The sequence below is a fragment of the Muricauda sp. MAR_2010_75 genome, assembly GCF_000745185.1.
GTDB lineage: Bacteria > Bacteroidota > Bacteroidia > Flavobacteriales > Flavobacteriaceae > Flagellimonas.
Genome location: NZ_JQNJ01000001.1, coordinates 1,628,787 through 1,652,122 on the forward strand (window position 1 = coordinate 1,628,787; position 23,336 = coordinate 1,652,122).

The window sequence follows — 23,336 nt, forward strand, 5'->3', positions numbered from 1 at the left end:
ACCTCAATAAGTTAAAGGCTCTATGAAGGGATTTTTACAACAACTCTTCGACTATAATTTCTACTGCAACAAAAAATTGATTGCACAGTGTGGTTCCCAGGATAAAATCCCGGAGAACTGTGCACGCCTTTTTAGTCATATCTTAAATGCCCATCATATATGGAACCAACGGATTTTGGGGGCACCAACAACGTATACGGTTTGGCAGGAACATCCCTTTGAAAACTGGGAGGACATCCACTATGAAAACCAAAGGACTTCGTTTGAGATCATTACCAATGCGGATGACCTTTACAAAAGGGTGGAATACGAAAACAGCCAGGGGAGAACCTTTGGCAACGAACTAAAGGATATCCTTTTTCACGTAGTGAACCATTCTACCCACCACCGTGGTCAAATTTTAATGGATTTAAGGGATTCCGGTATCACTCCAGAACCTTTGGACTATATATTTTATAAAAGGTAATCTCTCTATGGGCGCAAAAATAAAGTTCCAGCTTTCGTTTATGATGTTCTTGGAGTTCTTCATTTGGGGAGGTTGGTTTGTGACTTTGGGTACCTTTCTGGGAAACAATTTGAATGCTACTGGTGGTCAAATGGCACAAGCATTTTCAACCCAGTCTTGGGGAGCCATTATTGCCCCTTTTATTATTGGATTGATTGCGGACAGATACTTTAATGCGGAACGAATTTTGGGTATGCTCCATCTCATGGGAGCCTTGCTGATGTATCAAATGTACCAAACTACAGAGTTTGCGCTTTTCTATCCGTATGTGTTGGGCTATATGATTCTGTATATGCCTACACTTGCTCTAGTGAACTCTATTTCCTTCAATCAAATGAAAGACCCTGCAAAAGAGTTTTCCCCCATTCGGGTTTTTGGTACCATTGGCTGGATTGTGGCTGGACTTGTAATCAGCTACGTGTTTCTTTGGGATTCTCCCGAAGGGATACAATCCGGAATGTTAAAGAACACCTTCCTAATGGTAGCTTTGGCATCCGCCGTATTGGGATTGTTCAGTTTTACCCTGCCCAAGACCCCTCCCAGAGTGGACAGAAATGAGAAAGTAAGCATTTCTGAAATGTTGGGGCTTGATGCCTTGAAACTGTTGAAGGATAGAAACTTCTTGATTTTCTTTATTTCTTCAGTCTTGATCTGTATTCCATTGGCATTTTATTACCAAAACGCCAACCCCTTCTTATCTGAAATCGGAATGGATAATCCCACCGGGAAAATGACCATCGGCCAAGCCTCCGAAGTGCTTTTTATGCTGCTGTTACCTTATTTTTTCACAAAATTTGGATTTAAAAAGACAATTATGGCTGGGATGTTGGCCTGGACTATACGATATTTGTTGTTTGCCTATGGCAATGCCGGTGAAATGGCCTTTATGCTACTGATAGGCATTGCACTCCACGGTATTTGCTACGACTTTTTCTTTGTATCAGGTCAAATTTATACCGATTCAAAGGCTGGCGACAAATACAAAAGTGCAGCGCAAGGGCTCATTACTTTGGCCACTTATGGTGTGGGTATGCTGATAGGATTTTGGGTGGCCGGACAAATTACGGATGCCAACATAATAGGAGAAAACCAACACAGTTGGACAAAAATATGGAGCTTCCCTGCTATTTTTGCGCTGGGCGTGGCCCTTATTTTCCTGATTTTCTTTAAAAACGAAAAAGTATCATACAAACAATAATTAACTGAATAAATTAGACCTAATGGAACAAGTAAACAAGAATAGACTTTTTATAGCATCCTGTGTAGCCTTGTTGGTAACAGCAATGACTTTTGCCATAAGAGCACGACTGGAGACCGTTTTTGGACCCGAAGGGGTTGGACTTACCCTGGAACAAATAGGCTATGCCTTTACTCCTGCCTTTTGGGGATTTACCTTGGCAATGCTTTTGGGCGGCCCTTTGGTAGATTTTTTGGGAATTAAAAAAATCACATGGATTGCATTCATTACCCATGCTATTGGTATTGTCTGGACTATTTTGGCCAATGATATGACCTCACTTTTCATCGCCACTTTGTTTGTAGGCATTGGTAATGGTTTTGTTGAGGCGGCACTGAATCCTATGATTGCATCAATGTATCCTAAAAGCAAGACCAAAATGTTGAACCGTTTCCACGTGTGGTTTCCTGGCGGCATTGCAATAGGAGGCGTTGTAGGATGGCTGGTCATGGATGTAATGGGTCTTAGCTGGCAAATAATGGTAGGTACGCTATTTATCCCATTGATTATCTATGCGATACTATTTTTTGGACAAAAATTTCCGGTTACCGAACGTGTGGCCCTTGGGGTTACCAATAACAAAATGCTATCAAGTATTGGTAAGCCCCTCTTCATTTTTATGGTACTTTGTATGATGCTTACGGCCGCATCAGAATTGGGTACCACACAACGTATAGAATCCTTGTTAAAGGAATCAGGTACCATACCACTATTGGTGCTTGTCTTTATCAACGGAATTATGGCCTTGGGTAGAGCTTTCGCAGGTCAGGTCATTCATAAATTACAACCGTCAGGTATGCTCCTCTTTTCTGCAATATTTACATTTATAGGCCTTTGGTTGTTGACCATAACAAGTGGCTCTGCAACATTTTTGGCCGCAGGGGTATTTGCAATAGGGGTCACTTTTTTCTGGCCGACCATGCTCGGTTTTGTTGCAGAATACCTGCCAGAAACCGGTGCTTTGGGATTGTCCATAATGGGAGCGGCCGGAATGCTTTCTGTATCGATAGTACTACCCATCATGGGGAACCTTATGGATAACGCCAGTGCACATGAAGCTCTTCGTACTATGTCAGCCTTACCTGCCATATTGATTGTGGCCTTTATTGGATTGTATATATTTATGCGAGGAAAAAAAGTTCAGACAGAAGAGTAAGTTTCAATAATAGAGTAAAAATTAAGATTTATGCCAAAAAAAATCAGACTTGGAATTCTTGGAGGCGGCGGAGACTCCCTCATTGGAGTATTGCACAGAGTAGCCTCCTTCATTAATGACAACTATGAAATCGTAGGGGCGGTCTTCAACCCAAATTTTGAGGACAACATAAATTTTGCAAAGGAGATTGATGTTCCAACCAACCGTATCTATAAGGATTTTGATACATTGGTAGAAGAGGAATTAAAGCTTCCTGAAGATGAGCGAATTCAGGTTTGTTCCATCTTAACACCAAACTTCCTGCATTTTCCAATGGCGAAAAAACTATTGGAGAAAGGGTTTCACGTCATTTGTGAAAAGCCAATGACCACCACTTACGAAGAAGCCAAGATTTTACAGGATCTTTTGGCCAAATCCGGAAAGGTGTTCGCTGTGACGCATACGTATACCGGTTACCCCATGGTGCGTCAAATGCGGGAAATGATCAAGGCAGGAGCCTTGGGCAAGATTCACAAAGTGGATGCTAGATATTACCAAGGATGGATCAATGCCATTATCCACGATAAGGAAAAACGGTCTTCCGTCTGGCGATTGGACCCCAAAAAAGCGGGAATCAGTTCTTGTATGGGAGATATTGGGGTGCACGCCTTTAATATGATCGAGTTTACCACTGGACTTCAGATAAAATCCCTGTTATGCGATTTCAACTACATGTATGATGACAATGTTATGGATGTGGATGGAACCGTCCTCATTCGTATGGACAAGAATGTAAAAGGGGTAATCAGGGCAAGTCAGGTGGCCACTGGTGAGGAAAATGGTCTGGCCATTGCCATTTATGGTGAAAAAGGTGCTTTTAGATGGGAGCAGGAAAAACCCAATTTCCTCTATAAAATGAGCGATACAGAGCCTGTACAGATCTACAAGCCAGGACATGCCTATAACTCTGAACTTTCCTTGGATGGTACCAAGTTGCCTCCCGGACACCCGGAAGGTATCTTTGATGCCATGGCCAATATCTATCTGGGGGCTGCAAGGGCGATTCGGGGAGAAAAGTATAATGATGGGGAATTCCCTACCATGCTGGATGGTGTCCGAGGACTTAATTTCATTGAAAGTACGGTGGCCTCGCACAAGCAAGGCAACGTTTGGGTAGACATGGATTGATGCATTTTACCTTGATACAAAAGAAAAATGGCCGCAACTAGCGGCCATTTTTTTATCGTTTAAAAAGCAGTTCAATTCCCTGAAACACCACGATCATACTTTCTCGGGGAATCTTACCAAATTCGGCAAGTTCACGGGAGAAATAGGACCAATGTTTCTTTTTCCAATACTCCAGGCTTTTATCGCCCTCACCTTCCAATCGGGCCTGTTCTTCACGAACGGCAAAAAATGGCACCAATTTTACCGAAGAGGTCCGTATAATGCACTTGGCATTTCCCTCCCAATCGGTAACCACGGAAAACTCTCCGATTTTAGGCAATGGCTCCTTTCGTTGTTGCAACCCCATCAGGGAATGGGAAACCGCTCTTTTGGTTTCTTTACAAATTAAATCGACACAGGCATTCGCATCTTCTTCACTATCGTAAAAACGAATGACTTTGGGAGCATCTTTTGAAGCAAACTCCAAATGGGCGTCCAAAAAGTCGCCCCACAGATTCCGGGCAGATGCATTTTCCATAAGCAGGTATTTTAAAAAACTTTATGTTGCTTTAATTGTTGGCGAATTCCTATATTTATGTTTTCTACATGGGGAATAAAAATATCATAGAAATTTTTTAAATATAGAGGATAAATCGCAAAATTTTGCGGATTTGTCGATTCATAAAACCAAATTAAATGAAAACTATCAAAGGACCGGCTGTATTTTTGGCACAATTTGTAGACAGTCAACCTCCGTTCAATTCTTTGGACGGATTATGCAAATGGGCCTCTGGCCTTGGCTATAAAGGAATTCAAATACCAACATGGGAATCGTTCCTCATCGATTTGGACAAAGCTGCAGAAAGTCAGGATTACTGTGACGAACTCAAGGGAAAAATAAACTCCTATGGCCTTGAGATCACAGAATTGTCCACACACTTACAGGGACAATTGGTAGCAGTCCATCCAGCCTATGACATCATGTTTGACAATTTTGCACCGGAAGCACTTCATGGAAAACCCAAAGAGCGGACCCAATGGGCCATTGATACTGTAAAAAAGGCTGCAACCGCAAGTAGAAGATTGGGATTAAATGCCCATGCCACATTTTCTGGCGCCTTACTTTGGCATACCATGCACCCTTGGCCCCAAAGACCACCAGGATTGGTGGAAATGGGTTTTGAGGAGTTGGCCAAAAGATGGATGCCCATCCTGAACCATTTTGATGAAGAAGGTGTGGATGTATGCTACGAAATCCACCCGGGAGAGGATCTTCACGATGGGGATACCTTTGAGCGCTTTTTAAAAGCTACCGGCAATCACAAAAGGGTAAACATTCTTTACGACCCAAGTCACTTCGTTCTTCAACAATTGGATTACATTGAGTACATCGATTTTTACCATGAGTTCATCAAATCGTTCCACGTGAAGGATTCCGAGTTTAACCCCACTGGGAAGAAAGGTGCCTTTGGAGGCTATAACGATTGGGGCGACAGAGCCGGACGTTACCGTTCGTTGGGTGATGGTCAAATCGACTTTAAGACCATTTTCTCCAAATTAACCCAATACGGATGCGATGTTTGGGCCGTGATGGAATGGGAATGTTGTATTAAAAGTCCAGAACAGGGAGCACGTGAAGGCGCCAAGTTCATTCAGGATCATATTATAGAGGCCACCCAAAAAACCTTTGATGATTTTGCTGGGGCCGACATTGATTCAGAAAAACTCAAAAACATACTGGGACTATGAGAAAATCAATTTTATTGACTGTTTTAATCTTGGTTTTCGCCTGCAAAGAAAAGTCCAAGGAAAATGCATCTGAAGAAACGGAACAAGAGGAAATGGAGATTGTTCAAGAACCGGAATGGACTGTTTTGTTTGATGGTTCATCGTTTGACGGATGGCATATTTACAACGGTGGAGAGGTAGGTGCACCCTGGAAGTTGGAAGATGGCGCCATGATTTTTGATCCTTCTTTGGATGAATCCGATGGGAAACACTATAACCTTGTCACCGATGAGGAATACACCAACTTTGAACTTTCCTTAGAGTGGATGGTGACCGAAGGAGCCAACAGTGGGGTCATGTGGGGTGTGGTGGAAGATGAAAAGTATGGAGAACCCTATAATACGGGCCCAGAAATTCAAGTTTTGGATAATATTGGTCACCCCGACGGAAAAAACGGTCCAACCCGCCAGGCAGGTGCTTTGTACGACATGATTCCTACGGATTCGACTGCCGTAAAATCAGTTGGGGAGTGGAATCGTATGGTGATTGCCATAAATCATGAAACCAACGAGGGCAGTGTAGTTTTGAACGACAACACAGTTGCTGAATTTCCAGTAAATGGAGAAGCTTGGGAAGAAATGGTCTCCAAATCCAAGTTTGCCGACTGGGAAGGGTTCGGCAATTTTAAAACAGGAAAAATCGCGTTACAACACCATGGGGAACCCATTGTAATCGGTTACAGAAATATTAAGATAAAAGAATTATAAGATGCAAAAGCTAAGAAGTATTCTATTGGTTTTGTTGGTATTGATCGCCGCTAATGGTTTTGCCCAACTAGAGGAAGAACCCACCAAACCGGAACAAACCGAGTTCTATGAACCTGTTGTACCTGTTGTAACGCCAGGAAAAGATGGCGCACCACCTAGCGATGCCATTGTTCTTTTTGATGGAACTGATTTGGATCAATGGATTAGTACAAACGATAGTACTTCCGCCAAATGGACGGTGAACAAGGATGGTAGCATGACGGTAAAAAACAGAACCGGAGACATCCAGACCAAACAAAATTTTGGCAGTATTCAACTTCATATTGAATGGAAGTCCCCTGCCGAAATACAGGGTGAAAATCAAAGTAGGGGCAATAGCGGTGTCTTTCTTTCGGGATTGTACGAAGTACAAGTTTTGGACAACAATAATAATGACACTTACGTGAACGGTCAGGTTGGCTCCATTTACAAACAACACACCCCATTGGCGATGGCTTCAGTTCCAACAGGGGAGTGGAACACCTATGATATCATTTATCATGCGCCCGTGTTTGAGAAAGGTCAAAAAATCAAGTCCGGAACGCTTACGGTGATTCATAATGGTGTGCTTATCCAGGATCATGTGGAAATCAAAGGGACAACACCCTACATTGGTTGGCCCAAGAACCCGATTCATGGAGATGGACCGCTTCGACTTCAAGACCATGGCGATAACAGTCGGGTAAGCTTTAGAAACATTTGGGTACGGGAACTGGATTAATTTTCTAGCCTTATAATTCCACTTTCATGAAGGTCAAGGGGCCAAAAGCTATTTTGGTTACCTTTGGCTAAATATCTATTTCTATATGATTCAATCCATGACCGGTTTTGGGAAGCATGTGGCGCAGCTTCCATCCAAGAAAATTACTGTAGAGCTCAAATCCCTCAACAGTAAAAGTTTGGATATCAATGCCAGAATTCCACAATCGTATCGCGAAAAGGAATTGGAGCTTCGTAAAATGATAGCTGATGTGCTGGTGCGCGGCAAGGTGGACTTGGGGCTTTATGTGGAGATTACGGGAGAAGAAACCACAGCCGAGGTCAATAAGGGTGTGGTTAAAAATTACATGGAACAATTGGCACAAATTGCCAAAGGCGATGACTTAAAGTTGCTTGAATTGGCATTACGTATGCCCGACACCCTTAAAACAGACAAGGACGATATTGATGAAACCGAGTATGAGGCCATAAAAGAGTCTATGAAACAGGCCCTTTCTGAAATATCAGCATTTAGGAGCGAAGAGGGGAAGGTGTTGGAGCAGGATTTTGTAGAACGCCTGAAAAAATTGACCTCGCTGCTCGATGAGGTCAATGCCATGGACCCAGAACGTTTGGCCACAGTACGGGAACGCTTGGAAAAGGCCGTGGCCGATCTTAAGGTTGAACTGGATGAAAACCGGTTTGAACAGGAGTTGATCTACTATTTGGAGAAGTACGATGTTACTGAAGAGAAAGTACGCTTGGCCAATCACTTGAATTATTTTGAAACCACCTTGAAATCCGATGACTCCAATGGGAAAAAATTAGGGTTCATTGCCCAGGAAATAGGTCGGGAGATCAATACCATCGGTTCAAAAGCCAATTACGCGCCCATGCAGCAATTGGTGGTGCAGATGAAGGATGAATTGGAAAAAATCAAGGAACAAATGCTCAATGTACTATGACAAAGGGTGGTAAACTTATTATTTTTTCGGCACCTTCGGGTAGTGGAAAAACTACCATTGTCAAGTATTTGCTGGACCAGCCCGAACTGAATCTGGCCTTTTCCATTTCGGCCACTTCCAGACCGCGAAGGGGAAAGGAAAAGAATGGGGTAAACTATTACTTTATGTCCATTTCCGAGTTTAAAAAGCACATTAAACAGGGCGATTTTCTGGAGTGGGAAGAAGTGTATCGCGATAACTTTTATGGCACCCTAAAAAGTGAGGTGGAACGCCTTTGGGCCGAAGGAAAAAATGTGATTTTTGATATTGATGTTTCCGGGGGGCTCCGAATCAAAAAGAAGTTTCCAGAGGAGACTTTGGCCGTTTTTGTGAAACCGCCCAGTGTGGATGAGTTAAAAATCCGGTTGAAGAAGCGCAGCACCGAAAGCGACGATAAAATCAACATGCGAATTGCAAAAGCATCCGTGGAATTGGCCACGGCTCCCCAGTTCGATAAAATCATTAAAAACTATGATTTGGATGTCGCCCTAAAGGAAGCCCACGCCTTGGTGGCCGATTTCGTTGGCACCAAAACCCCGGACTCAAAAGAAGATTAGCACCATGAAAAAGGTAGGGCTCTTCTTTGGAACATTCAACCCTATTCACATTGGCCATTTGGTGATAGCCAATCATCTGGTGGAATTCTCAGATTTGGATGAAGTTTGGTTTGTTATTACCCCACAAAGCCCTTTCAAGACCAAACAATCTTTGTTGGACGACCATCATCGCTACCAAATGGTGTTTGAGGCGGTACAGGATTACCCCAAATTAAAGCCCAGTAAGATTGAGTTTGATCTACCGCAGCCCAATTATACCATTAACACCTTGGTGCACTTGGATGAGAGCTATGGGAAAGGCCATCAATTTTCACTGATTATGGGAGAGGATAACCTGAAAAGTTTCCACAAGTGGAAAAATTATGAAACCATCTTGGAACATTATTCCATATATGTGTATCCCAGAATTTCTGAGGGAAAAATAGAACACCGGTTCGAGGGTCATCCAAAAATTGCTAAGGTCAACGCACCCATAATGGAGATTTCATCCACATTTATTCGAGAGGAACATAAAAAGGGGAAAAACATAAGACCTTTACTTCCTTATACCGTTTGGAAATATATGGATGAAATGAATTTTTATAGGTAGGTAAGTTCTTTTGACTAAGACTTCGTCAAAATATCAGTTCCCAAGTATTTGTTGTCCTTGTTCATGTACCACGCCCGTGTTTTGGGCATTTTAATACCGTTTATTTCCTCCAAGCCTTCCAAAAGGATGTATTCCCCATCATTTTTGCTTTCGTCATGGTAAAATTGATACACTTCCATGGCATAGGTATTCGGGTCAAAATAGAAATACCAGACGTCGCTGCCCACATTCTTATCGTAAGAGACCTTCAACACCAAATATTCCTTTCCTTTAAAGGTCTTCTTTTGCACTTTATCCTCCAAAAGGGTTCCAGGGTCCTTCAGTTTCATGGGGAGTCCATAGAGGTAGGTGTAATAGTTTTTCATCATCTCTCCACGCTCACAAGTGAGCCTGTAGTTCTTTCGATGTTCTTCACTTATTTCCGTCGAGCCATTGAGTGTTGTTGAACAGTTTCCTTTGTCAAAGGTATAAGTATAGGAATCACCATCCTTCTTCACCAAGAGATTGAACTGTTGTTTTGGAATATTAATGGCAATGGTACTCAACCGGTCACTGGAGTTGGGACTTCTCATAAGTACCTTGAACTCGCCATCAAAGGTTTTCCAATTCCCGTTCGGGTCGTGAAACGCAATGGTTTTGTCCAAAAGCTGTTCGGCGGTAATACCCTGGGCCAGTGAAAGGTTGCCAAGGCATAGGGCCAACAATAAAATAAAGTAGCGCATAGAAACAAAAGTAAGCAATCTACTTGTCATTCTGCTTCTCTATACGCGCGGGCTCCACGGTACTGTCATGCTCAGAATAATAGAGCTCCAATAGTTTTATGGTGGCTTTTACCATATCCTTGCTCTCCGTGAGCAATGAAAAGTACAACGTGGTATTCTTTGGACTGGTTTCTTCGGTTCTGGTCCGGGCCACCTGTTTTTCCACTTTGTCCGAAATCAAATCAAAATATTGGTCCTTGTCATTTAAGATGCTGGCAATATTCTCAAAAGATTTTTTACTGAAAGTTTCAGTGGTCTTGCCGAACAAACCCTCCAGAAGATGGTCTAGATCCTTAAGCTCTTTAATTTGGTTGTACTTCAACTTTTTGTGATTATTGCGCACATGGGTATAGCTTACTTTGGAAATGTACTCCAAGGATTGGGTAAAATCCTGGAGAACGCCCAATAAGGTGATATAAAAATTACTGGCCCCTCCCACACTGGATTCATCCAAATTTTTGATGAAGTAATACAGGTTGTTTTTGAGACCATCCACTTCCTTGGACAGCTTTTTAATCCCCTTGTTGTTCTTTTTCAAGGCTTCAAGATCGTGCTTGGCCAGTCCATTGATGGCACCGGTATATATCTTATTGCTTCTTTTTACAACGCTGGCGATGTTAGTGGCACTTTCTTCAATGACCCCTTGTATGGAACTACTCTCGGCCTTTCTTAAAATGTCCTCAACCTTGGTTTCCACTTTTTTACGGGTATGGCTCAAATAATTTCTGACCAAAAGAACCCCGGCAAAGAACAAAAGTGCCAGAAGAGCTATAAAACCGCCAATGTGAAGTAAATACGCAATAGTGGCGGCAGCTACAAAAGCGGAAATGGCCGTAAAGAACCAACCTCCGATTACATTGAGTACACCGGCTACCCGGTATACGGCACTTTCCGAACCCCATGCCCTATCAGCCAACGAACTTCCCATAGCTACCATAAAAGTGACGTAGGTGGTGGACAAAGGTAATTTCATGGATGTGGCCACAGAAATAAGTACACTGGCCACCATTAGGTTAACAGAAGCCCTTACCATATCAAAAGCTGGTAAATCCTGTACCTTGCCTTTTGGAACATATTGGTTGGGTTTGGTGAGTCTTCCCAAAACCCGACTCCTAAGTCCATTCGGAACGGCATTGCCCAAACTGTCAAATGCTGTCATTGAGAACTTTACAATTTGGCGTGAAAGAAAATTGGGTTGAAAGCGTTCTTCCCCTTCCCCTTCACGGGCAAGGTTGATTTCAGTTTCAGTTACGTAACGTGCCTTGGTGGACAACCAAAGGGTTATGATCATCACGATTCCAGAAATCAACAGTAAATAAGTGGGCGTGTGAACAGCCGCAGTCAGTCCACTCATGGAATATTCAGAAGCTGCCACGCCAGAAGCCTGCCAATCCTGAAAGGATTGCCATGCAGCAATGGGCACACCTATAAAGTTTACCAAATCGTTGCCAGCAAAGGCCATGGCCAATGCAAATGTTCCCAAAGTAATGATGATTTTATAGATGTTAAGTTTAAAAGTGGTGGTAAGTACCAAAGAAACAATCACCCAAAAGATAAAATTACCCAGTAAAAAAAGCTCAGGTTGTGTGTTGGCAATCTCGGTTAGCGCTCCATCAAACAAGTTGGCACTCTTTAATCCTTTTACCAAGATAAAATGGATGATTGCGGTAATGGCTAATCCACCAAAAACGGAACCAATCCATTTGGGTTGCTCATTGAACCGGAAGGAAATCAATAGTCGGGATAAAAATTGAACAACCGCCCCAATAGTAAATGCAATGGCGACGGACAGCAAGATTCCCAAAATAATTTCGGTGGCCTTGCCTGTATTGATATAGCTTCCCAAGGCTTCAAATCCACCTCCGGTGCCAGAAACCTTTATCAACGCCATGGCCACGGCCGCTCCCAATAATTCAAAAACGATGGAAACCGTAGTGGAGGTGGGCATGCCCAGTGTGTTGAAAAAATCCAACAGCAGTACATCTGTTATCATTACGGCCATGAAAATGATCATGATCTCTGCAAAAACGAATTCAGAAGGGTTAAAAATACCTTTTCGGGCCACTTCCATCATACCACTGGATGACATTGCACCCAAGGCAATACCAATACTGGCCACTATCATTATAGTTTTAAAGGAAATAGCTTTTGATCCCAGTGCAGAATTAAGGAAATTTACGGCATCATTGCTGACACCTACGACCAAATCGGTAATGGCCAAAACTGCCAGGGCAACCATTATTACGAGGTAAATATTATCCATAGTTAATACTTCAGAAAAAATTGTTCAAATATCTTGATAATGACCAATGCATAAGTTATGTTAAGGTTATCTTTTAAAGGTGAACCTCCATTTGTAAACGCCACATCAATTCATCAACGCCATTGTTTAAAGTTAAGTAACTTAAATCGGTTTGCACCTTTAATTTATGTCCTACCATATATTTTGAAACTCCCAAAGTATATTGTTGTTCACGTTCCTTTCCTGTTATCGCTTCATTTAAGTGAATATTTGTAAACCGTCCGGAAACCTCCCAATTATTTTTAAAAAGATATCCGGTTTGCAGGTTTAGCCCATTACCAACCTGTACCACATCCCCGGTTTCGGTGCCATCCGAATTTAGTGCAATGGGACTGTCCGCATCACGATTGGCGTATTCGCCCATAAATGAGAATCCATTGTATTTCAACATAAAATCTACAAATGCAGTGGATATATCTGTTTGGTACAGCCCCACATCATTGAACATATAACTGCCCATATTACTTCTGGTTTTCACGGCATCTTTGTTAATATCATAGGTAGCACCGAGCATCAGTTTCACGGTTTTTTCCCTTTGAAGGTCGGCCCCAACGTAATCCCCTTTTGAAGCAAACTTGCCAAATGGCAGTAATTCCAATCGGGTGGTATATTGGTGACCGCCCAGATTGCCTTCGGTAATATTTCTGCCCTCGCCTTGTGAGAAGGCAAATTTTTCCCGTACCAACATCTTCTTGCCCAATATAAAATGGTGCCTTAACTGAAACCCCATGTCGCGATCAATGTTGAACCTACTATTGAGTAGGGAGCGGTCTACCTGTTGCAAATTTGCGGATGAAATGACCCTTTCTATATTGCCCGGTAGTTTGGTTTGTCCAAACCAGAGTACAAAATTTTGATAGAAGTTCCATTTAACCACCGCGTCCAAAATATATCTGGGTGTATTTCTGGTGAACTGGGACCCCCCCGAAACATCGCGGTTGGAGAGCCCAATCTCAATTTTGTATTGCAATTTTGGTGAATGGACGAAACCATCAAATTTTAATCGTGCCCTACGGACCAAGAAGTTTTGCTCTGGATTTCCATACCCTTCATCATCCTTGCTCCAGCTTGAAATGGATAAAAGTTGCATTCTTGCTCCTACCTTTGCAGACCAAGTACTGTCCTTGCCAATAAGGTTCAGTAAGCCGTTGCCAAAAGTTGAAGTTTGAAGTTCCTGTGAATAAGAAAAAGGCACACAAAGAAAAATAAAGAAAAACCCATAAAGGGCTAACTTTTTGAAATTCATTACGGTACTAGTTTTTGTCGCCGCAAAGAACAGCATCCAATGTTAAGATAACGTTTCTTTTATGTTATTTTAAGGAAGTATTATCGACAAAAAAAAAGGGCTACCTGAAAAGGTAGCCCCTAGGATTTCGAAGAATAGTCGACAAAAACTAATATCCGTAAAGAAATCCTTAAATAGACCCCAAAAGTGGTTGCTGGATATTTCTTAACCGTAATGTTAAGTTTAAGTAATCATTAAAACTTCTAATATTGTGGAAGATAGCGGTGATACTCTTTCTTTCTTTTGAGTTGATAAAGGTTGATCGTATATTGCGCTTCAAATTGACTGCGAATGGAATGGGAACAGCTACTTTCCTTAAAACGACAAGGAGACACCTATAAACGGCTCCGCAAGGAACAGGAAGAGACCCGTTTGGGCTTTGAGGTGGATTATGACCGCATCATTTTTTCCTCGGCATTTAGAAGCCTTCAAGACAAGACCCAAGTGGTACCCATGCCCATAAGCGTAGGTTCCAACAAGGATTTTGTGCACACCAGGCTTACCCACAGTTTAGAGGTTTCCGTTGTGGGCCGGAGTTTGGGAAGGACTGCTGGACAACAAATTTTGTCCAAATATCCGTATTTGGCTGATGTCCATGGCTATCACTTCAACGATTTTGGGGCCATAGTGGCCGCTGCGGCCCTGGCCCATGATATTGGCAATCCTCCTTTTGGCCATAGCGGGGAAAAGGCCATTGGCAATTATTACAAACAAGGAAACGGTAAAAGCTACAAAGCATCACTATCCCCAGAGGAATACCAAGATTTGGTGGATTTTGAGGGAAATGCCAATGGATTCAAATTGTTGACCGAGGCTAGGGAAGGGGTTCCCGGAGGGCTACGGTTGAGCTACGCCACGTTAGGCGCTTTTATGAAATACCCTAAGGCTTCATTGCCTAAAAAACCATCCAAGCACATAGCGGATAAAAAATTTGGTTTTTTTCAATCGGAAAAGGATTTCTTTAGGGAAGTTGTGGAAGAAATAGGCTTGGCACCCAACCCCTCCAATCCCGGGAATGGATTTTTTAGGCACCCCTTGACCTATTTGGTGGAAGCTGCGGATGATATTTGTTACACCATCATAGATTTTGAGGACGGGATTAATTTGGGACTTATTCCAGAGGAATATGCATTGGAGTACTTGATCAATTTGGTGCGGGAAAACATCAACACCAAAAAGTACAATGCCATGACCCATTCCAGTGACCGATTGAGCTATTTGCGGGCATTGGCCATCAACACCTTGATTAGGGACGCCGTTGATGTCTTTGTGCAGAACGAAACGAAAATTCTTAAAGGGGAATTTGATTCAGCTTTATTGGACAAAGGAAAGTATCAGGCGCAGGTAGAGGATATCATAAAACTTAGCGTTGAAAAAATATATCAATCCACAGAGGTGGTGGATAAAGAGTTGGCAGGTTATCGAATAATTTCAGATTTGCTGGACATCTACACTACGGCATTGATCAATACTAAAGAAGGGAATGCCAGTAATTATGATCGCTTGCTGATCAAAAGCTTGCCCGAAAATTACAGGAATGCGGACACCTCGATCTACAAAATCTTGTTGGACACCAGTTGTTTTGTGGCCAGTTTATCGGACAGTGCTGCGGTGCACATCCATGATAAATTAACGGGGCGGAAAATCTAGAAACTGAAGAGCAGCCCCACGCCCAATAATTGCTTAAATTGAATTCTTGGTATTCCAGGGTCTACCACCGTGCCATCATCTGCCACCACTTCGTCAAACTTAATGTCATCATCATAGATAAGGTGTGTGCCAATATTGGCGTTGATGTGGTCATTGACCTTTAGGTTGAAGTTCATCTCCCAGTCCACATCAATATTTCCAAAACTTCTAATGTAATCCGTGTACAGGTTTATTCTGTGGTTCATGAATACGTTCCGTATAATTTCTTTTTCCCAAGTGTTGGTAACAAGAAAACCAAGTTCCAAGAACAGCTGTTCACCTTCTTCTACACCGAAAGAACCCTGATTTGAAAGGGCTTCATCCAAAACAAAGGTGGATTTCATGGTGGCAGGGGAAATATATAGGTTGAACTTGTCTTCTGGAGGAATATATGATGTACCCATACCAACAAAAAGATATCCTGGGGACATAAACCTGGAAATGGGATTGTCCCTATCTGGGTATTTAAAACCATTGGAAAACTGTGTATTGAAATTGGTCTTGACGGAATAATACCAATTGGTAAGGGTATCCTTTCTAAAACTTATGGTGGATGAAAGCCTTATTTGATCATCTGTTTTTCTAAGTTTCCGGCCTTCCTGCGCGTTGAGCCCATATCTAAATATGGCTTCATTGTTCCAATTTAAGTATCTAAACTTATAATTACGCTTAAATCGCATACTTGCCAAGGCCGAAACAGAGTTATCGCCCCCTGCATTCCAATTCACAAAAGAAACCTCGTTGATGTTCAATCCAAATTCATTGGTCTTCTCCCAAAATGAGGTCGGCTCAAAACGCCTATACCACTTTCGTACTGGTCTTATGCGGTTTAAAACAGCTCTGGGGTCGGTGAGTTTTGCTCCCCTTGTCACATACTTTAGTTTAACATCTTTAATGCGTATCACCTTAAAAACATAATCTGTACTATCAGATTTAAGCTCAAACACCTTATAAGGGGCAACTTGTGCCTTGGCTGATAGCAAAACGGCAAAGAACAGAATTAGTAAAAAGTTTAATCGCATTGGTCTAAGGTTGATTTTATATAGGAATGTAGGTTATCAAAATCTATACCAGCCAGTTGGTGTGTCTCGGGTATTGTTCCCTGTTCAACAAACTGATCTTGAATGCCAAAAATTTTAACGGTTTTTGTCCATTGCTCCTCATTAGCAAATTCGAGCACCGCAGAACCAAAGCCACCTATTTTGCAGCCATCTTCCACCGTAATGATGTGATCGTATTTTTTAAAAATGACGCGGAGGGTTTCTTTATCCAAAGGTTTAACAAAACGCATATCAAAATGGCCAATGGCTTCAGGGTTATCTAAAGTTTCCAATACCCGAACAATTTCATTTCCAATATGGCCCATGGTAAGGATGGCTATTTTGGAGCCTTTACGCAAACAACGAGCAGTGCCTATTTCAATAAGCTCAAAATTATTTTTCCAATCCAAAGTCACCCCACGTCCTCTTGGATATCTGATGGCAATGGGTCCTTTCAATCCCATTTGGGCAGTGTACATGATATTTCTGAGTTCCATTTCATTCATGGGAGCGAATAGGGTAAGGTTGGGGATGCATCGCAAATAGGCCATATCAAAAACCCCGTGATGAGTTGGTCCGTCCTGGCCTACCAAGCCGGCGCGATCCAAACAAAAGATAACCGGAAGGTTTTGTAGGGCCACATCGTGGATTACTTGATCATAGGCCCGCTGCAAAAAGGTGGAATAGATATTGCAAAAAGGGACAAGTCCCTGTGTTGCCATTCCAGCTGCTAAAGTAACAGCGTGTTGCTCGGCAATACCCACATCAAATGCGCGATCGGGCATTTTGTCCATCATATATTTTAAGGAACTTCCTGTGGGCATGGCAGGAGTGATACCCACTATTTTTTTGTTTTTTTCAGCAAGTTCCACCAAAGTAAGCCCAAACACATCTTGGTATTTTGGCGGTTCTGCCACTTGGCTTTTTTTGAGCCGCTCCCCCGTAACTTTATCAAATTTGCCCGGTGCATGGTAGATAACTTGGTCTTCCTCTGCTTTCTTAAGTCCTTTTCCCTTGGTGGTAATAACATGAAGAAGTTTGGGACCTTCTACATGTTTCAATCGTTGCAATTCACTGACCAAAGCTTTTACATCATGCCCGTCCATAGGTCCCGAATACTTCAGGTTTAAGCACTCAAAAATATTTTCATCCTTGGCAGTACCTTTTTTTACATTGGTAAGATATTTTTTTAGGGCGCCCACACTGGGGTCAATACCAATGGCGTTGTCGTTAAGGACAATAAGGGCGTTCACATCCGTAACCCCAAGATGGTTAAGCCCTTCAAAGGCCATTCCGCTGGCGATGGAGGCATCACCCACAACGGCTATATGTTGTTTGGAAAGTTCCCCATTTAATTTTGAGGCCATGGCCATTCCCAAAATAGCCGATATGGCCGTTGAACTATGTCCGGTTCCAAAGTCGTCATATTCGCTTTCGCTTCTTTTTGGAAAACCGCTAATGCCTCCCAATTGTCGGTTGGTGTCAAAAATCTCTTTTCTGCCCGTTAAGATTTTATGGCCATAGGCTTGGTGGCCCACATCCCAAATGAGTTTATCCTCGGAAGCATCAAAAACATAATGCAGGGCAATGGTGAGTTCCACAACCCCTAAACTGGCTCCCAAGTGCCCCTCTTTGGTAGATACAATGTCAATGATAAACTCCCGAAGTTCTTGGGCAAGTTTGGGCAACTCATCCAACGATAGTTTTTTGAGGTCTTTCGGGGAACTGATATGTGTTAAAAGCTTTTCCAATGATTAAAAAACAAAAGTACCTATAATCGGTAAAATTATTTTATGTGTAGCTTAGCCATCTCAAAAAATCTTTACAAATAATTGTGAAAAATCCGTTTGACGACACTTATTTTATGAAGAAGGCCCTGCAAGAGGCCGAAATTGCCTTTGAGAATGGCGAAGTGCCCGTTGGGGCGGTCATTGTTGTGAATAACCGAATTATTGGGAGGGCCCATAATCTTACCGAGTTATTAAAGGATGTTACGGCCCATGCCGAAATGCAGGCCATTACGGCGGCGGCCAATTTTTTAGGTGGAAAGTACCTTCAGGGGTGCACACTTTATGTTACGCTGGAGCCCTGCCAAATGTGTGCGGGCGCCTTATATTGGAGCCAGATTTCCAGAGTAGTGTACGGGGCGGCGGATTTGGAACGTGGCTTTAGTGTGATGGGCGGACATTTACATCCAAAAACAGAGATTGTAGGGGGAGTTTTGGAAAATGAGGCTGCGGAATTATTGAAGCGGTTCTTTATACAGCGTAGAAACTTGAACTAAATAAAAAACCCCCGGATAAAGCCGAGGGTTGGTCAAAATCAAAATAAAATATTGTTATCCGATTACCTGCACTTGGGCAGCAACTCTTCCTTTTCTTCCTTCTTCTTCTACGTATTCTACTTTGTCGCCTTCGTTCAATTCCACTCCGTTCAATGCGGTTACATGAACAAAGATGTCTTTTCCTGTTTCGTCGTTGGTAATGAACCCATAACCTTTGGATCCATTAAAAAATTTTACTGTACCGGTCATTAAAAAAAATAATTTGTTAAAATACTAAAGTATACTTTTTTATGACGCTTTGGGTGAATATAGTATTAAATCTTAGAAAATTATTGATTTCCAGTATTTTTGCCCGCTTTATCTCGCATTTTCTTAATATTGTCTTTGTTGAGCATGTAATCTTTCATGTTTTTCCGCTTACTTTCTTTGTAGAGGAATAGGGGCATGGCCACCAAAAAAAGCCCCACAGTGCCCAAACCAATGTATTTTTGGGCCGAAGCAGTTTCTTCTTCGCCTAAGGAAAAACCATATACGATTGAAGAAAAGGAAAGGAGTGTTATAAGGACAATAATATGTTTGAACTTGATTTTCATTGGGTATAATTGATCAATTTTCTTCGATAGGCCGTTAATAGTTTTGATTTTGATATGAACCCCTCATATTTTCCATCTTTAATGACGGGCAGGTTCCAGGCACCACTGTCCTGAAATTTTTTCATTACCTGTTTCATGGTGTCCTTGCCATAAAAAATGTGTTCGGGAGGGGCGTGCATCAGATTTTTTACATAGACGGTATCATAAAGTTCTGTGTCGAACATGAATTGTCGAATATCGTCCAGGACAATAATGCCCATCAATTTTTTGTCGTCATCCAAAACTGGGAAAATATTTCGTTTGGACTTGGATACGGATTGGTGCAGCATTTCGCCCAAGGACATATTGGGATGAACGGACTTGAAGTTTTTCTCGATAACATCCTCAATTTCCATGAGCCCCAATACCATTTGATCCTTGTTGTGGGAGAGCAAAGCGCCTATTTTGGCCAATTCCTTGGTGTAAATGGTATAATCCAAGGCATTTTTTGTTGTTAGATATGAAATGGACGCTGTAATCATAAGGGGAACAAAAAGTTGGTAGCCTCCTGTGATTTCGGCAATCAAGAAAATGGCGGTCAAGGGGGCGTGGATAACCCCGGCAATTAAACCAGCCATGCCAATAAGGGTAAAATTACTTTCGGATACCGAAAAACCAAGTCCCAGATTGTTGATGACCTTGGCCACTACATTACCCAGTGCACTTCCCATGACCATGGTAGGAATAAAAATTCCACCAGCCCCGCCGGCAGCAAAGGTAGTGGTCATGGCAATAGCCTTGAAAATGGTGATTCCGAACAAAAGGGCGATGACTACCCAGATGTTGCCGATATAAGCATCAAAAGGAGTTTTGCCCAATGCTTTTAAGTGGTTGCCCTCCAACAAACTGTTGATAAATCCAAAACCTTCACCATATAGCGGTGGAATAGCATAGAGCATGATCCCAATGGCAATGCCGCCGACCAAGAGCTTGTATTTTGGACTTTTAAAGCGTTTAAAGAAAGTAAGGATTGCAAAATACATCTTGGTAAAATAGATGGAAGCAAAAGCGGTTCCCACACCCAATAAAATATAGAAGGGGGTATCATTTAATTGAAATCCTTCGGATAATGAAAAGCTAAAAAGAACTTCGTTTCCCAAAAAGAAATAGGAGGTAAGCACCCCTGAAATTGAAGCCAACAACAACGGAAGCATGGAGAGCATGGTCAAATCCAAGGTAAAGACCTCCACCGCAAAAATTATGGCCGCAATGGGCGATTGAAATATGGATGAAATGGCTCCTGCCGAGGCACAGGCCACCAAAAGGGATCGTGTTTTTGTATCAATATGAAACAATCGGCTTAAGTTGGAGCTTATGGCAGAACCAGATTTTACTGCAGGCCCCAACAGTCCCACAGAACCCCCAAATCCAACAGTCAGCGGAGCTGTTATCAAAGGAGTGTAAATGTCCTTGACCCCCAGTAGTCCCCCTTTTTTGGAAAGTGAAAAGATAATGGACGACACCGCATGTTGAAGCGGCTTTTTCTGAACAAACTTCACATAGAGAAAAACAAAGGTCAGCCCTATGGTTGGAAGAATGAAATACAATTGATTCTCTGAAAAAATGATTCCCATTTTTAATAAGGACTCAATGAAGTAGGTGAAGTTTTTCAAGGTAACCGCCACCAATCCTGCTAAAAATCCAACGACCAAGCTCATAAGGTGGACAAAGGTCTTGTTGGAGATATTTTTATATCGCCATTTCAAAAAACGGGTCAGTAATTTTTTCCTATTATTGAGCATGGGGTCAATGATACACTTAAATGTATTAAAAAATCCCGCTCTTGGCGGGATTGACATACTTTTAAAGATCTAACTTTAAATGAAGTTCTTTTAATTGTTCATCATCAACAGGAGCAGGGGCATCAATCATAACATCACGTCCGCTATTGTTTTTTGGGAAAGCAATAAAGTCACGAATCGTTTCCTGTCCACCCAAAATAGCTACCAATCGGTCCAAACCAAAGGCTATTCCTCCATGGGGCGGAGCACCATATTGAAAGGCATCCATCAAAAATCCGAACTGGGCCTTAGCCTCCTCAGGTGTAAAGCCCAAATGTTTAAACATGGTGGCTTGTACCTGTTTATCATGAATACGGATGGAACCTCCACCAATCTCATTTCCGTTGAGCACCAAATCGTAGGCATTGGCCTTCACAGCACCGGGGTCGGTCTCCAAAAGCTCCAACTGACCGGGTTTTGGTGATGTAAATGGATGGTGCATGGCATGATAGTCCCCAGTTTCCTCATCCAATTCCAATAATGGAAAATCCACTACCCAAAGCGGGGCAAACTCATCTGGTTTTCTGAGACCGAGTCGGGTTGCCAGTTCCATTCGAAGTGCACTGAGCTGTGTTCTGGTTTCATTGGTCTTTCCGGAAAGCACACAAATAAGGTCTCCCGCTTTGGCTCCGGTCACATTGGCCCATTTGGCCAAATCTTCCTGGTCGTAGAATTTATCCGCTGAAGATTTGTAGCTGCCATCTTCGTTACATTTTACATAGACCATGCCCTTGGCGCCCACTTGGGGTCGCTTTACCCAATCCACCAGCGCATCAATTTCTTTTCTGGTATATGCGGCAGCACCTGGAACGGCAATTCCTACTACTAATTCGGCGGTGTTGAAGACATTAAAGTCCTTGTGCTGGGCTACAGCATTTAGTTCTCCGAACTGCATCCCAAAACGGATGTCGGGTTTATCGTTTCCATAGAGTCGCATAGCATCATCAAAGGTCATTCTTGGAAATTTTTCCACCTCCACTCCTTTGATTTCTTTCAACAGATGTTTGGTAAGGCCCTCAAACGTATTGAGGATGTCCTCTTGCTCCACAAAAGCCATTTCGCAGTCTATCTGGGTAAATTCGGGCTGTCGGTCGGCTCGCAAATCCTCATCTCTAAAACACTTTACAATCTGGAAGTATTTGTCCATTCCACCCACCATGAGCAATTGCTTAAAGGTCTGGGGTGATTGGGGCAGGGCATAAAATTGGCCCTCATTCATTCTACTGGGTACGACAAAGTCACGGGCACCTTCGGGGGTGGATTTGATCAAATAGGGTGTTTCCACATCAATAAAGCCTTGGTCAGAAAGGTATTTTCTAACCTCCATGGTTACTTTGGACCTAAAGATGAGGTTGTTCTTTACTGGATTTCTTCTGATGTCTAGATAGCGATATTTCATTCGAATATCCTCGCCGCCGTCAGTCTCATCCTCAATAGTGAACGGAGGCAGAAGGGATTTGTTAAGAATGGTGAGTTCACTGACCAGCACCTCAATTCCCCCCGTAGGGATGTTTGGGTTTTTGGAGGTCCGTTCAATTACCTGCCCTTTGGTTTGGATAACGGTTTCCCTGCCAAGTTCGCGGGCTTTTTCCAAGAGTTCATGGGCGGTTCGTTCTGCATCAAAAACCAACTGGGTTATGCCGTAGCGATCACGTAAATCAACCCATACCACAAAACCTTTGTCCCGTACTTTGTGGACCCAGCCGCTCAATTCAACTTCTGACCCGATATGCGAAGCTCGTAAGGCCCCGCAAGTAGTGCTTCTATACATCTTATTCGTTCTGGAGGGCAAATTTAATAGGAATACCGAAATGTTTGGTTAGATATGGGAGATTTTCTGTCGGGGTGCTATTATTTTAGCTAGTTGCGCCTAAACTTTATGATTTTATTGGATGATGTTTATCTAACTTTTTCTTAACTTTAAATTTACATTAGAGTTACTATCTACTGGAAATAGGTCGATTTTGTCGATAAAATGTATTTAATGTTCCTAGACTCAATCAAATTAAAATTCTGATTTACAGTGTTTTGTGATTTTAATGTTAAGTTAATGTAAATTAATTGTTACATTAATATTTATTTAATGTAAAATTTAAATACATTTGTTTCGTTATTGATTGATAAAGAATGTATTA

22 protein-coding genes are annotated in these 23,336 nt (G+C 42.3%); 12 read left to right on the plus strand and 10 right to left on the minus strand.

From position 1 onward, the window contains the following. Positions 1 to 22: 22 nt before the first annotated feature. The 4 genes from FG28_RS07330 to FG28_RS07345 are packed head-to-tail and all read left to right on the plus strand — an operon-like array spanning position 23 to position 4,065. Positions 23 to 466: a DinB family protein gene (locus FG28_RS07330; RefSeq protein ID WP_036381387.1), complete on the plus strand. Its 444-nt coding sequence runs from the start codon at positions 23 to 25 to the stop codon at positions 464 to 466. A gap of 7 nt (positions 467 to 473) precedes the next feature. After that, positions 474 to 1,703, plus strand: coding sequence for a nucleoside permease (locus tag FG28_RS07335; RefSeq protein WP_036381390.1), 1,230 nt, complete (start codon positions 474 to 476; stop codon positions 1,701 to 1,703). A gap of 22 nt (positions 1,704 to 1,725) precedes the next feature. After that, positions 1,726 to 2,898 carry a sugar MFS transporter gene (locus FG28_RS07340; RefSeq protein WP_036381393.1) on the plus strand — a complete coding sequence of 391 codons (1,173 nt, stop codon included), beginning with the start codon at positions 1,726 to 1,728 and terminating at the stop codon, positions 2,896 to 2,898. Between the two features lie 30 nt (positions 2,899 to 2,928). Further along, complete coding sequence (locus tag FG28_RS07345) at positions 2,929 to 4,065, plus strand: Gfo/Idh/MocA family protein (protein ID WP_036381395.1); 1,137 nt, start codon at positions 2,929 to 2,931, stop codon at positions 4,063 to 4,065. A gap of 52 nt (positions 4,066 to 4,117) precedes the next feature. Here the strand turns inward: FG28_RS07345 and FG28_RS07350 are convergent, their stop codons facing one another. Continuing rightward, complete coding sequence (locus FG28_RS07350) at positions 4,118 to 4,582, minus strand: ASCH domain-containing protein (RefSeq protein WP_036381397.1); 465 nt, start codon at positions 4,580 to 4,582, stop codon at positions 4,118 to 4,120. Between the two features lie 158 nt (positions 4,583 to 4,740). Between FG28_RS07350 and FG28_RS07355 the strand changes: the two genes are divergently transcribed. The 6 genes from FG28_RS07355 (at position 4,741) to nadD (ending at position 9,427) form a co-directional block, all read left to right on the plus strand. Further along, positions 4,741 to 5,793: a sugar phosphate isomerase/epimerase gene (locus FG28_RS07355; RefSeq protein WP_036381400.1), complete on the plus strand. Its 1,053-nt coding sequence runs from the start codon at positions 4,741 to 4,743 to the stop codon at positions 5,791 to 5,793. After that, positions 5,790 to 6,539 (plus strand): DUF1080 domain-containing protein, encoded by a 750-nt coding sequence (locus tag FG28_RS07360; RefSeq protein WP_036381403.1) that lies wholly within the window; start codon positions 5,790 to 5,792, stop codon positions 6,537 to 6,539. The genes FG28_RS07355 and FG28_RS07360 overlap by 4 nt, the downstream gene beginning before the upstream one ends. Position 6,540: 1 nt before the next feature. Continuing rightward, positions 6,541 to 7,299, plus strand: a complete 759-nt coding sequence (locus FG28_RS07365) for a DUF1080 domain-containing protein (RefSeq protein WP_036381406.1) — start codon at positions 6,541 to 6,543, stop codon at positions 7,297 to 7,299. Positions 7,300 to 7,384: 85 nt separating this feature from the next. Next, positions 7,385 to 8,242 carry a YicC/YloC family endoribonuclease gene (locus FG28_RS07370; RefSeq protein ID WP_036381409.1) on the plus strand — a complete coding sequence of 286 codons (858 nt, stop codon included), beginning with the start codon at positions 7,385 to 7,387 and terminating at the stop codon, positions 8,240 to 8,242. After that, on the plus strand, positions 8,239 to 8,838 hold the full coding sequence (gmk, locus tag FG28_RS07375) for a guanylate kinase (RefSeq protein ID WP_036381412.1): 600 nt from the start codon (positions 8,239 to 8,241) through the stop codon (positions 8,836 to 8,838). The genes FG28_RS07370 and gmk overlap by 4 nt, the downstream gene beginning before the upstream one ends. Positions 8,839 to 8,842: 4 nt before the next feature. Next, positions 8,843 to 9,427 (plus strand): nicotinate (nicotinamide) nucleotide adenylyltransferase, encoded by a 585-nt coding sequence (gene nadD, locus FG28_RS07380; RefSeq protein ID WP_036381415.1) that lies wholly within the window; start codon positions 8,843 to 8,845, stop codon positions 9,425 to 9,427. Positions 9,428 to 9,441: 14 nt separating this feature from the next. Here nadD and FG28_RS07385 read toward each other — a convergent pair whose 3' ends face one another. The 3 genes from FG28_RS07385 to FG28_RS07395 form a co-directional block, all read right to left on the minus strand. Then, positions 9,442 to 10,179 carry a DUF6503 family protein gene (locus tag FG28_RS07385; protein WP_231562607.1) on the minus strand — a complete coding sequence of 246 codons (738 nt, stop codon included), beginning with the start codon at positions 10,177 to 10,179 and terminating at the stop codon, positions 9,442 to 9,444. Then, positions 10,169 to 12,451 carry an inorganic phosphate transporter gene (locus FG28_RS07390; protein WP_036381421.1) on the minus strand — a complete coding sequence of 761 codons (2,283 nt, stop codon included), beginning with the start codon at positions 12,449 to 12,451 and terminating at the stop codon, positions 10,169 to 10,171. The genes FG28_RS07385 and FG28_RS07390 overlap by 11 nt, the downstream gene beginning before the upstream one ends. Positions 12,452 to 12,524: 73 nt before the next feature. Beyond that, positions 12,525 to 13,736 carry a porin gene (locus FG28_RS07395; RefSeq protein WP_081894246.1) on the minus strand — a complete coding sequence of 404 codons (1,212 nt, stop codon included), beginning with the start codon at positions 13,734 to 13,736 and terminating at the stop codon, positions 12,525 to 12,527. Positions 13,737 to 14,066: 330 nt separating this feature from the next. Here FG28_RS07395 and dgt point away from each other — a divergent pair, with 330 nt between their 5' ends. Further along, positions 14,067 to 15,425: a dGTP triphosphohydrolase gene (gene dgt / locus FG28_RS07400; protein ID WP_036381427.1), complete on the plus strand. Its 1,359-nt coding sequence runs from the start codon at positions 14,067 to 14,069 to the stop codon at positions 15,423 to 15,425. Here dgt and FG28_RS07405 read toward each other — a convergent pair. Next, positions 15,422 to 16,486, minus strand: coding sequence for a DUF3078 domain-containing protein (locus tag FG28_RS07405; protein WP_036381430.1), 1,065 nt, complete (start codon positions 16,484 to 16,486; stop codon positions 15,422 to 15,424). The two genes, dgt and FG28_RS07405, sit on opposite strands and share 4 nt — an antisense overlap. Continuing rightward, positions 16,477 to 18,255 (minus strand): 1-deoxy-D-xylulose-5-phosphate synthase, encoded by a 1,779-nt coding sequence (dxs, locus tag FG28_RS07410; RefSeq protein ID WP_036381433.1) that lies wholly within the window; start codon positions 18,253 to 18,255, stop codon positions 16,477 to 16,479. Before dxs ends, FG28_RS07405 begins: the two co-directional genes overlap by 10 nt. An 83-nt stretch (positions 18,256 to 18,338) precedes the next feature. On the opposite strand from dxs, the gene FG28_RS07415 reads away from it, so the two are divergent. Then, positions 18,339 to 18,788 carry a nucleoside deaminase gene (locus FG28_RS07415; protein ID WP_036381436.1) on the plus strand — a complete coding sequence of 150 codons (450 nt, stop codon included), beginning with the start codon at positions 18,339 to 18,341 and terminating at the stop codon, positions 18,786 to 18,788. A 54-nt stretch (positions 18,789 to 18,842) separates the two neighbouring features. Here FG28_RS07415 and FG28_RS07420 read toward each other — a convergent pair whose 3' ends face one another. From FG28_RS07420 to aspS, 4 genes are all read right to left on the minus strand, one after another. Continuing rightward, complete coding sequence (locus tag FG28_RS07420) at positions 18,843 to 19,037, minus strand: cold-shock protein (RefSeq protein ID WP_036381438.1); 195 nt, start codon at positions 19,035 to 19,037, stop codon at positions 18,843 to 18,845. A gap of 80 nt (positions 19,038 to 19,117) precedes the next feature. Beyond that, positions 19,118 to 19,381: a hypothetical protein gene (locus FG28_RS07425; protein ID WP_036381439.1), complete on the minus strand. Its 264-nt coding sequence runs from the start codon at positions 19,379 to 19,381 to the stop codon at positions 19,118 to 19,120. Next, positions 19,378 to 21,162, minus strand: coding sequence for a chloride channel protein (locus FG28_RS07430; protein ID WP_036381441.1), 1,785 nt, complete (start codon positions 21,160 to 21,162; stop codon positions 19,378 to 19,380). Before FG28_RS07430 ends, FG28_RS07425 begins: the two co-directional genes overlap by 4 nt. A 61-nt stretch (positions 21,163 to 21,223) precedes the next feature. Beyond that, on the minus strand, positions 21,224 to 22,972 hold the full coding sequence (gene aspS, locus FG28_RS07435) for an aspartate--tRNA ligase (protein WP_036381443.1): 1,749 nt from the start codon (positions 22,970 to 22,972) through the stop codon (positions 21,224 to 21,226). Positions 22,973 to 23,336 lie beyond the last annotated feature (364 nt).

Excerpts from the sequence above, each read along its gene's own strand:
- FG28_RS07395 (WP_081894246.1), bottom strand. The coding sequence starts at position 13,736 with ATGAATTTCAAAAAGTTAGCCCTTTATGGGTTTTTCTTTATTTTTCTT.
- FG28_RS07360 (WP_036381403.1), top strand. The coding sequence starts at position 5,790 with ATGAGAAAATCAATTTTATTGACTGTTTTAATCTTGGTTTTCGCCTGC.
- FG28_RS07370 (WP_036381409.1), top strand. The coding sequence starts at position 7,385 with ATGATTCAATCCATGACCGGTTTTGGGAAGCATGTGGCGCAGCTTCCA.
- FG28_RS07390 (WP_036381421.1), bottom strand. The coding sequence starts at position 12,451 with ATGGATAATATTTACCTCGTAATAATGGTTGCCCTGGCAGTTTTGGCC.
- FG28_RS07405 (WP_036381430.1), bottom strand. The coding sequence starts at position 16,486 with ATGCGATTAAACTTTTTACTAATTCTGTTCTTTGCCGTTTTGCTATCA.
- FG28_RS07345 (WP_036381395.1), top strand. The coding sequence starts at position 2,929 with ATGCCAAAAAAAATCAGACTTGGAATTCTTGGAGGCGGCGGAGACTCC.
- dgt (WP_036381427.1), top strand. The coding sequence starts at position 14,067 with ATGGAATGGGAACAGCTACTTTCCTTAAAACGACAAGGAGACACCTAT.
- gmk (WP_036381412.1), top strand. The coding sequence starts at position 8,239 with ATGACAAAGGGTGGTAAACTTATTATTTTTTCGGCACCTTCGGGTAGT.
- FG28_RS07335 (WP_036381390.1), top strand. The coding sequence starts at position 474 with ATGGGCGCAAAAATAAAGTTCCAGCTTTCGTTTATGATGTTCTTGGAG.
- FG28_RS07355 (WP_036381400.1), top strand. The coding sequence starts at position 4,741 with ATGAAAACTATCAAAGGACCGGCTGTATTTTTGGCACAATTTGTAGAC.
- FG28_RS07340 (WP_036381393.1), top strand. The coding sequence starts at position 1,726 with ATGGAACAAGTAAACAAGAATAGACTTTTTATAGCATCCTGTGTAGCC.
- FG28_RS07385 (WP_231562607.1), bottom strand. The coding sequence starts at position 10,179 with ATGACAAGTAGATTGCTTACTTTTGTTTCTATGCGCTACTTTATTTTA.
- FG28_RS07420 (WP_036381438.1), bottom strand. The coding sequence starts at position 19,037 with ATGACCGGTACAGTAAAATTTTTTAATGGATCCAAAGGTTATGGGTTC.
- FG28_RS07365 (WP_036381406.1), top strand. The coding sequence starts at position 6,541 with ATGCAAAAGCTAAGAAGTATTCTATTGGTTTTGTTGGTATTGATCGCC.
- aspS (WP_036381443.1), bottom strand. The coding sequence starts at position 22,972 with ATGTATAGAAGCACTACTTGCGGGGCCTTACGAGCTTCGCATATCGGG.
- FG28_RS07430 (WP_036381441.1), bottom strand. The coding sequence starts at position 21,162 with ATGCTCAATAATAGGAAAAAATTACTGACCCGTTTTTTGAAATGGCGA.
- FG28_RS07350 (WP_036381397.1), bottom strand. The coding sequence starts at position 4,582 with ATGGAAAATGCATCTGCCCGGAATCTGTGGGGCGACTTTTTGGACGCC.
- FG28_RS07330 (WP_036381387.1), top strand. The coding sequence starts at position 23 with ATGAAGGGATTTTTACAACAACTCTTCGACTATAATTTCTACTGCAAC.
- nadD (WP_036381415.1), top strand. The coding sequence starts at position 8,843 with ATGAAAAAGGTAGGGCTCTTCTTTGGAACATTCAACCCTATTCACATT.
- FG28_RS07425 (WP_036381439.1), bottom strand. The coding sequence starts at position 19,381 with ATGAAAATCAAGTTCAAACATATTATTGTCCTTATAACACTCCTTTCC.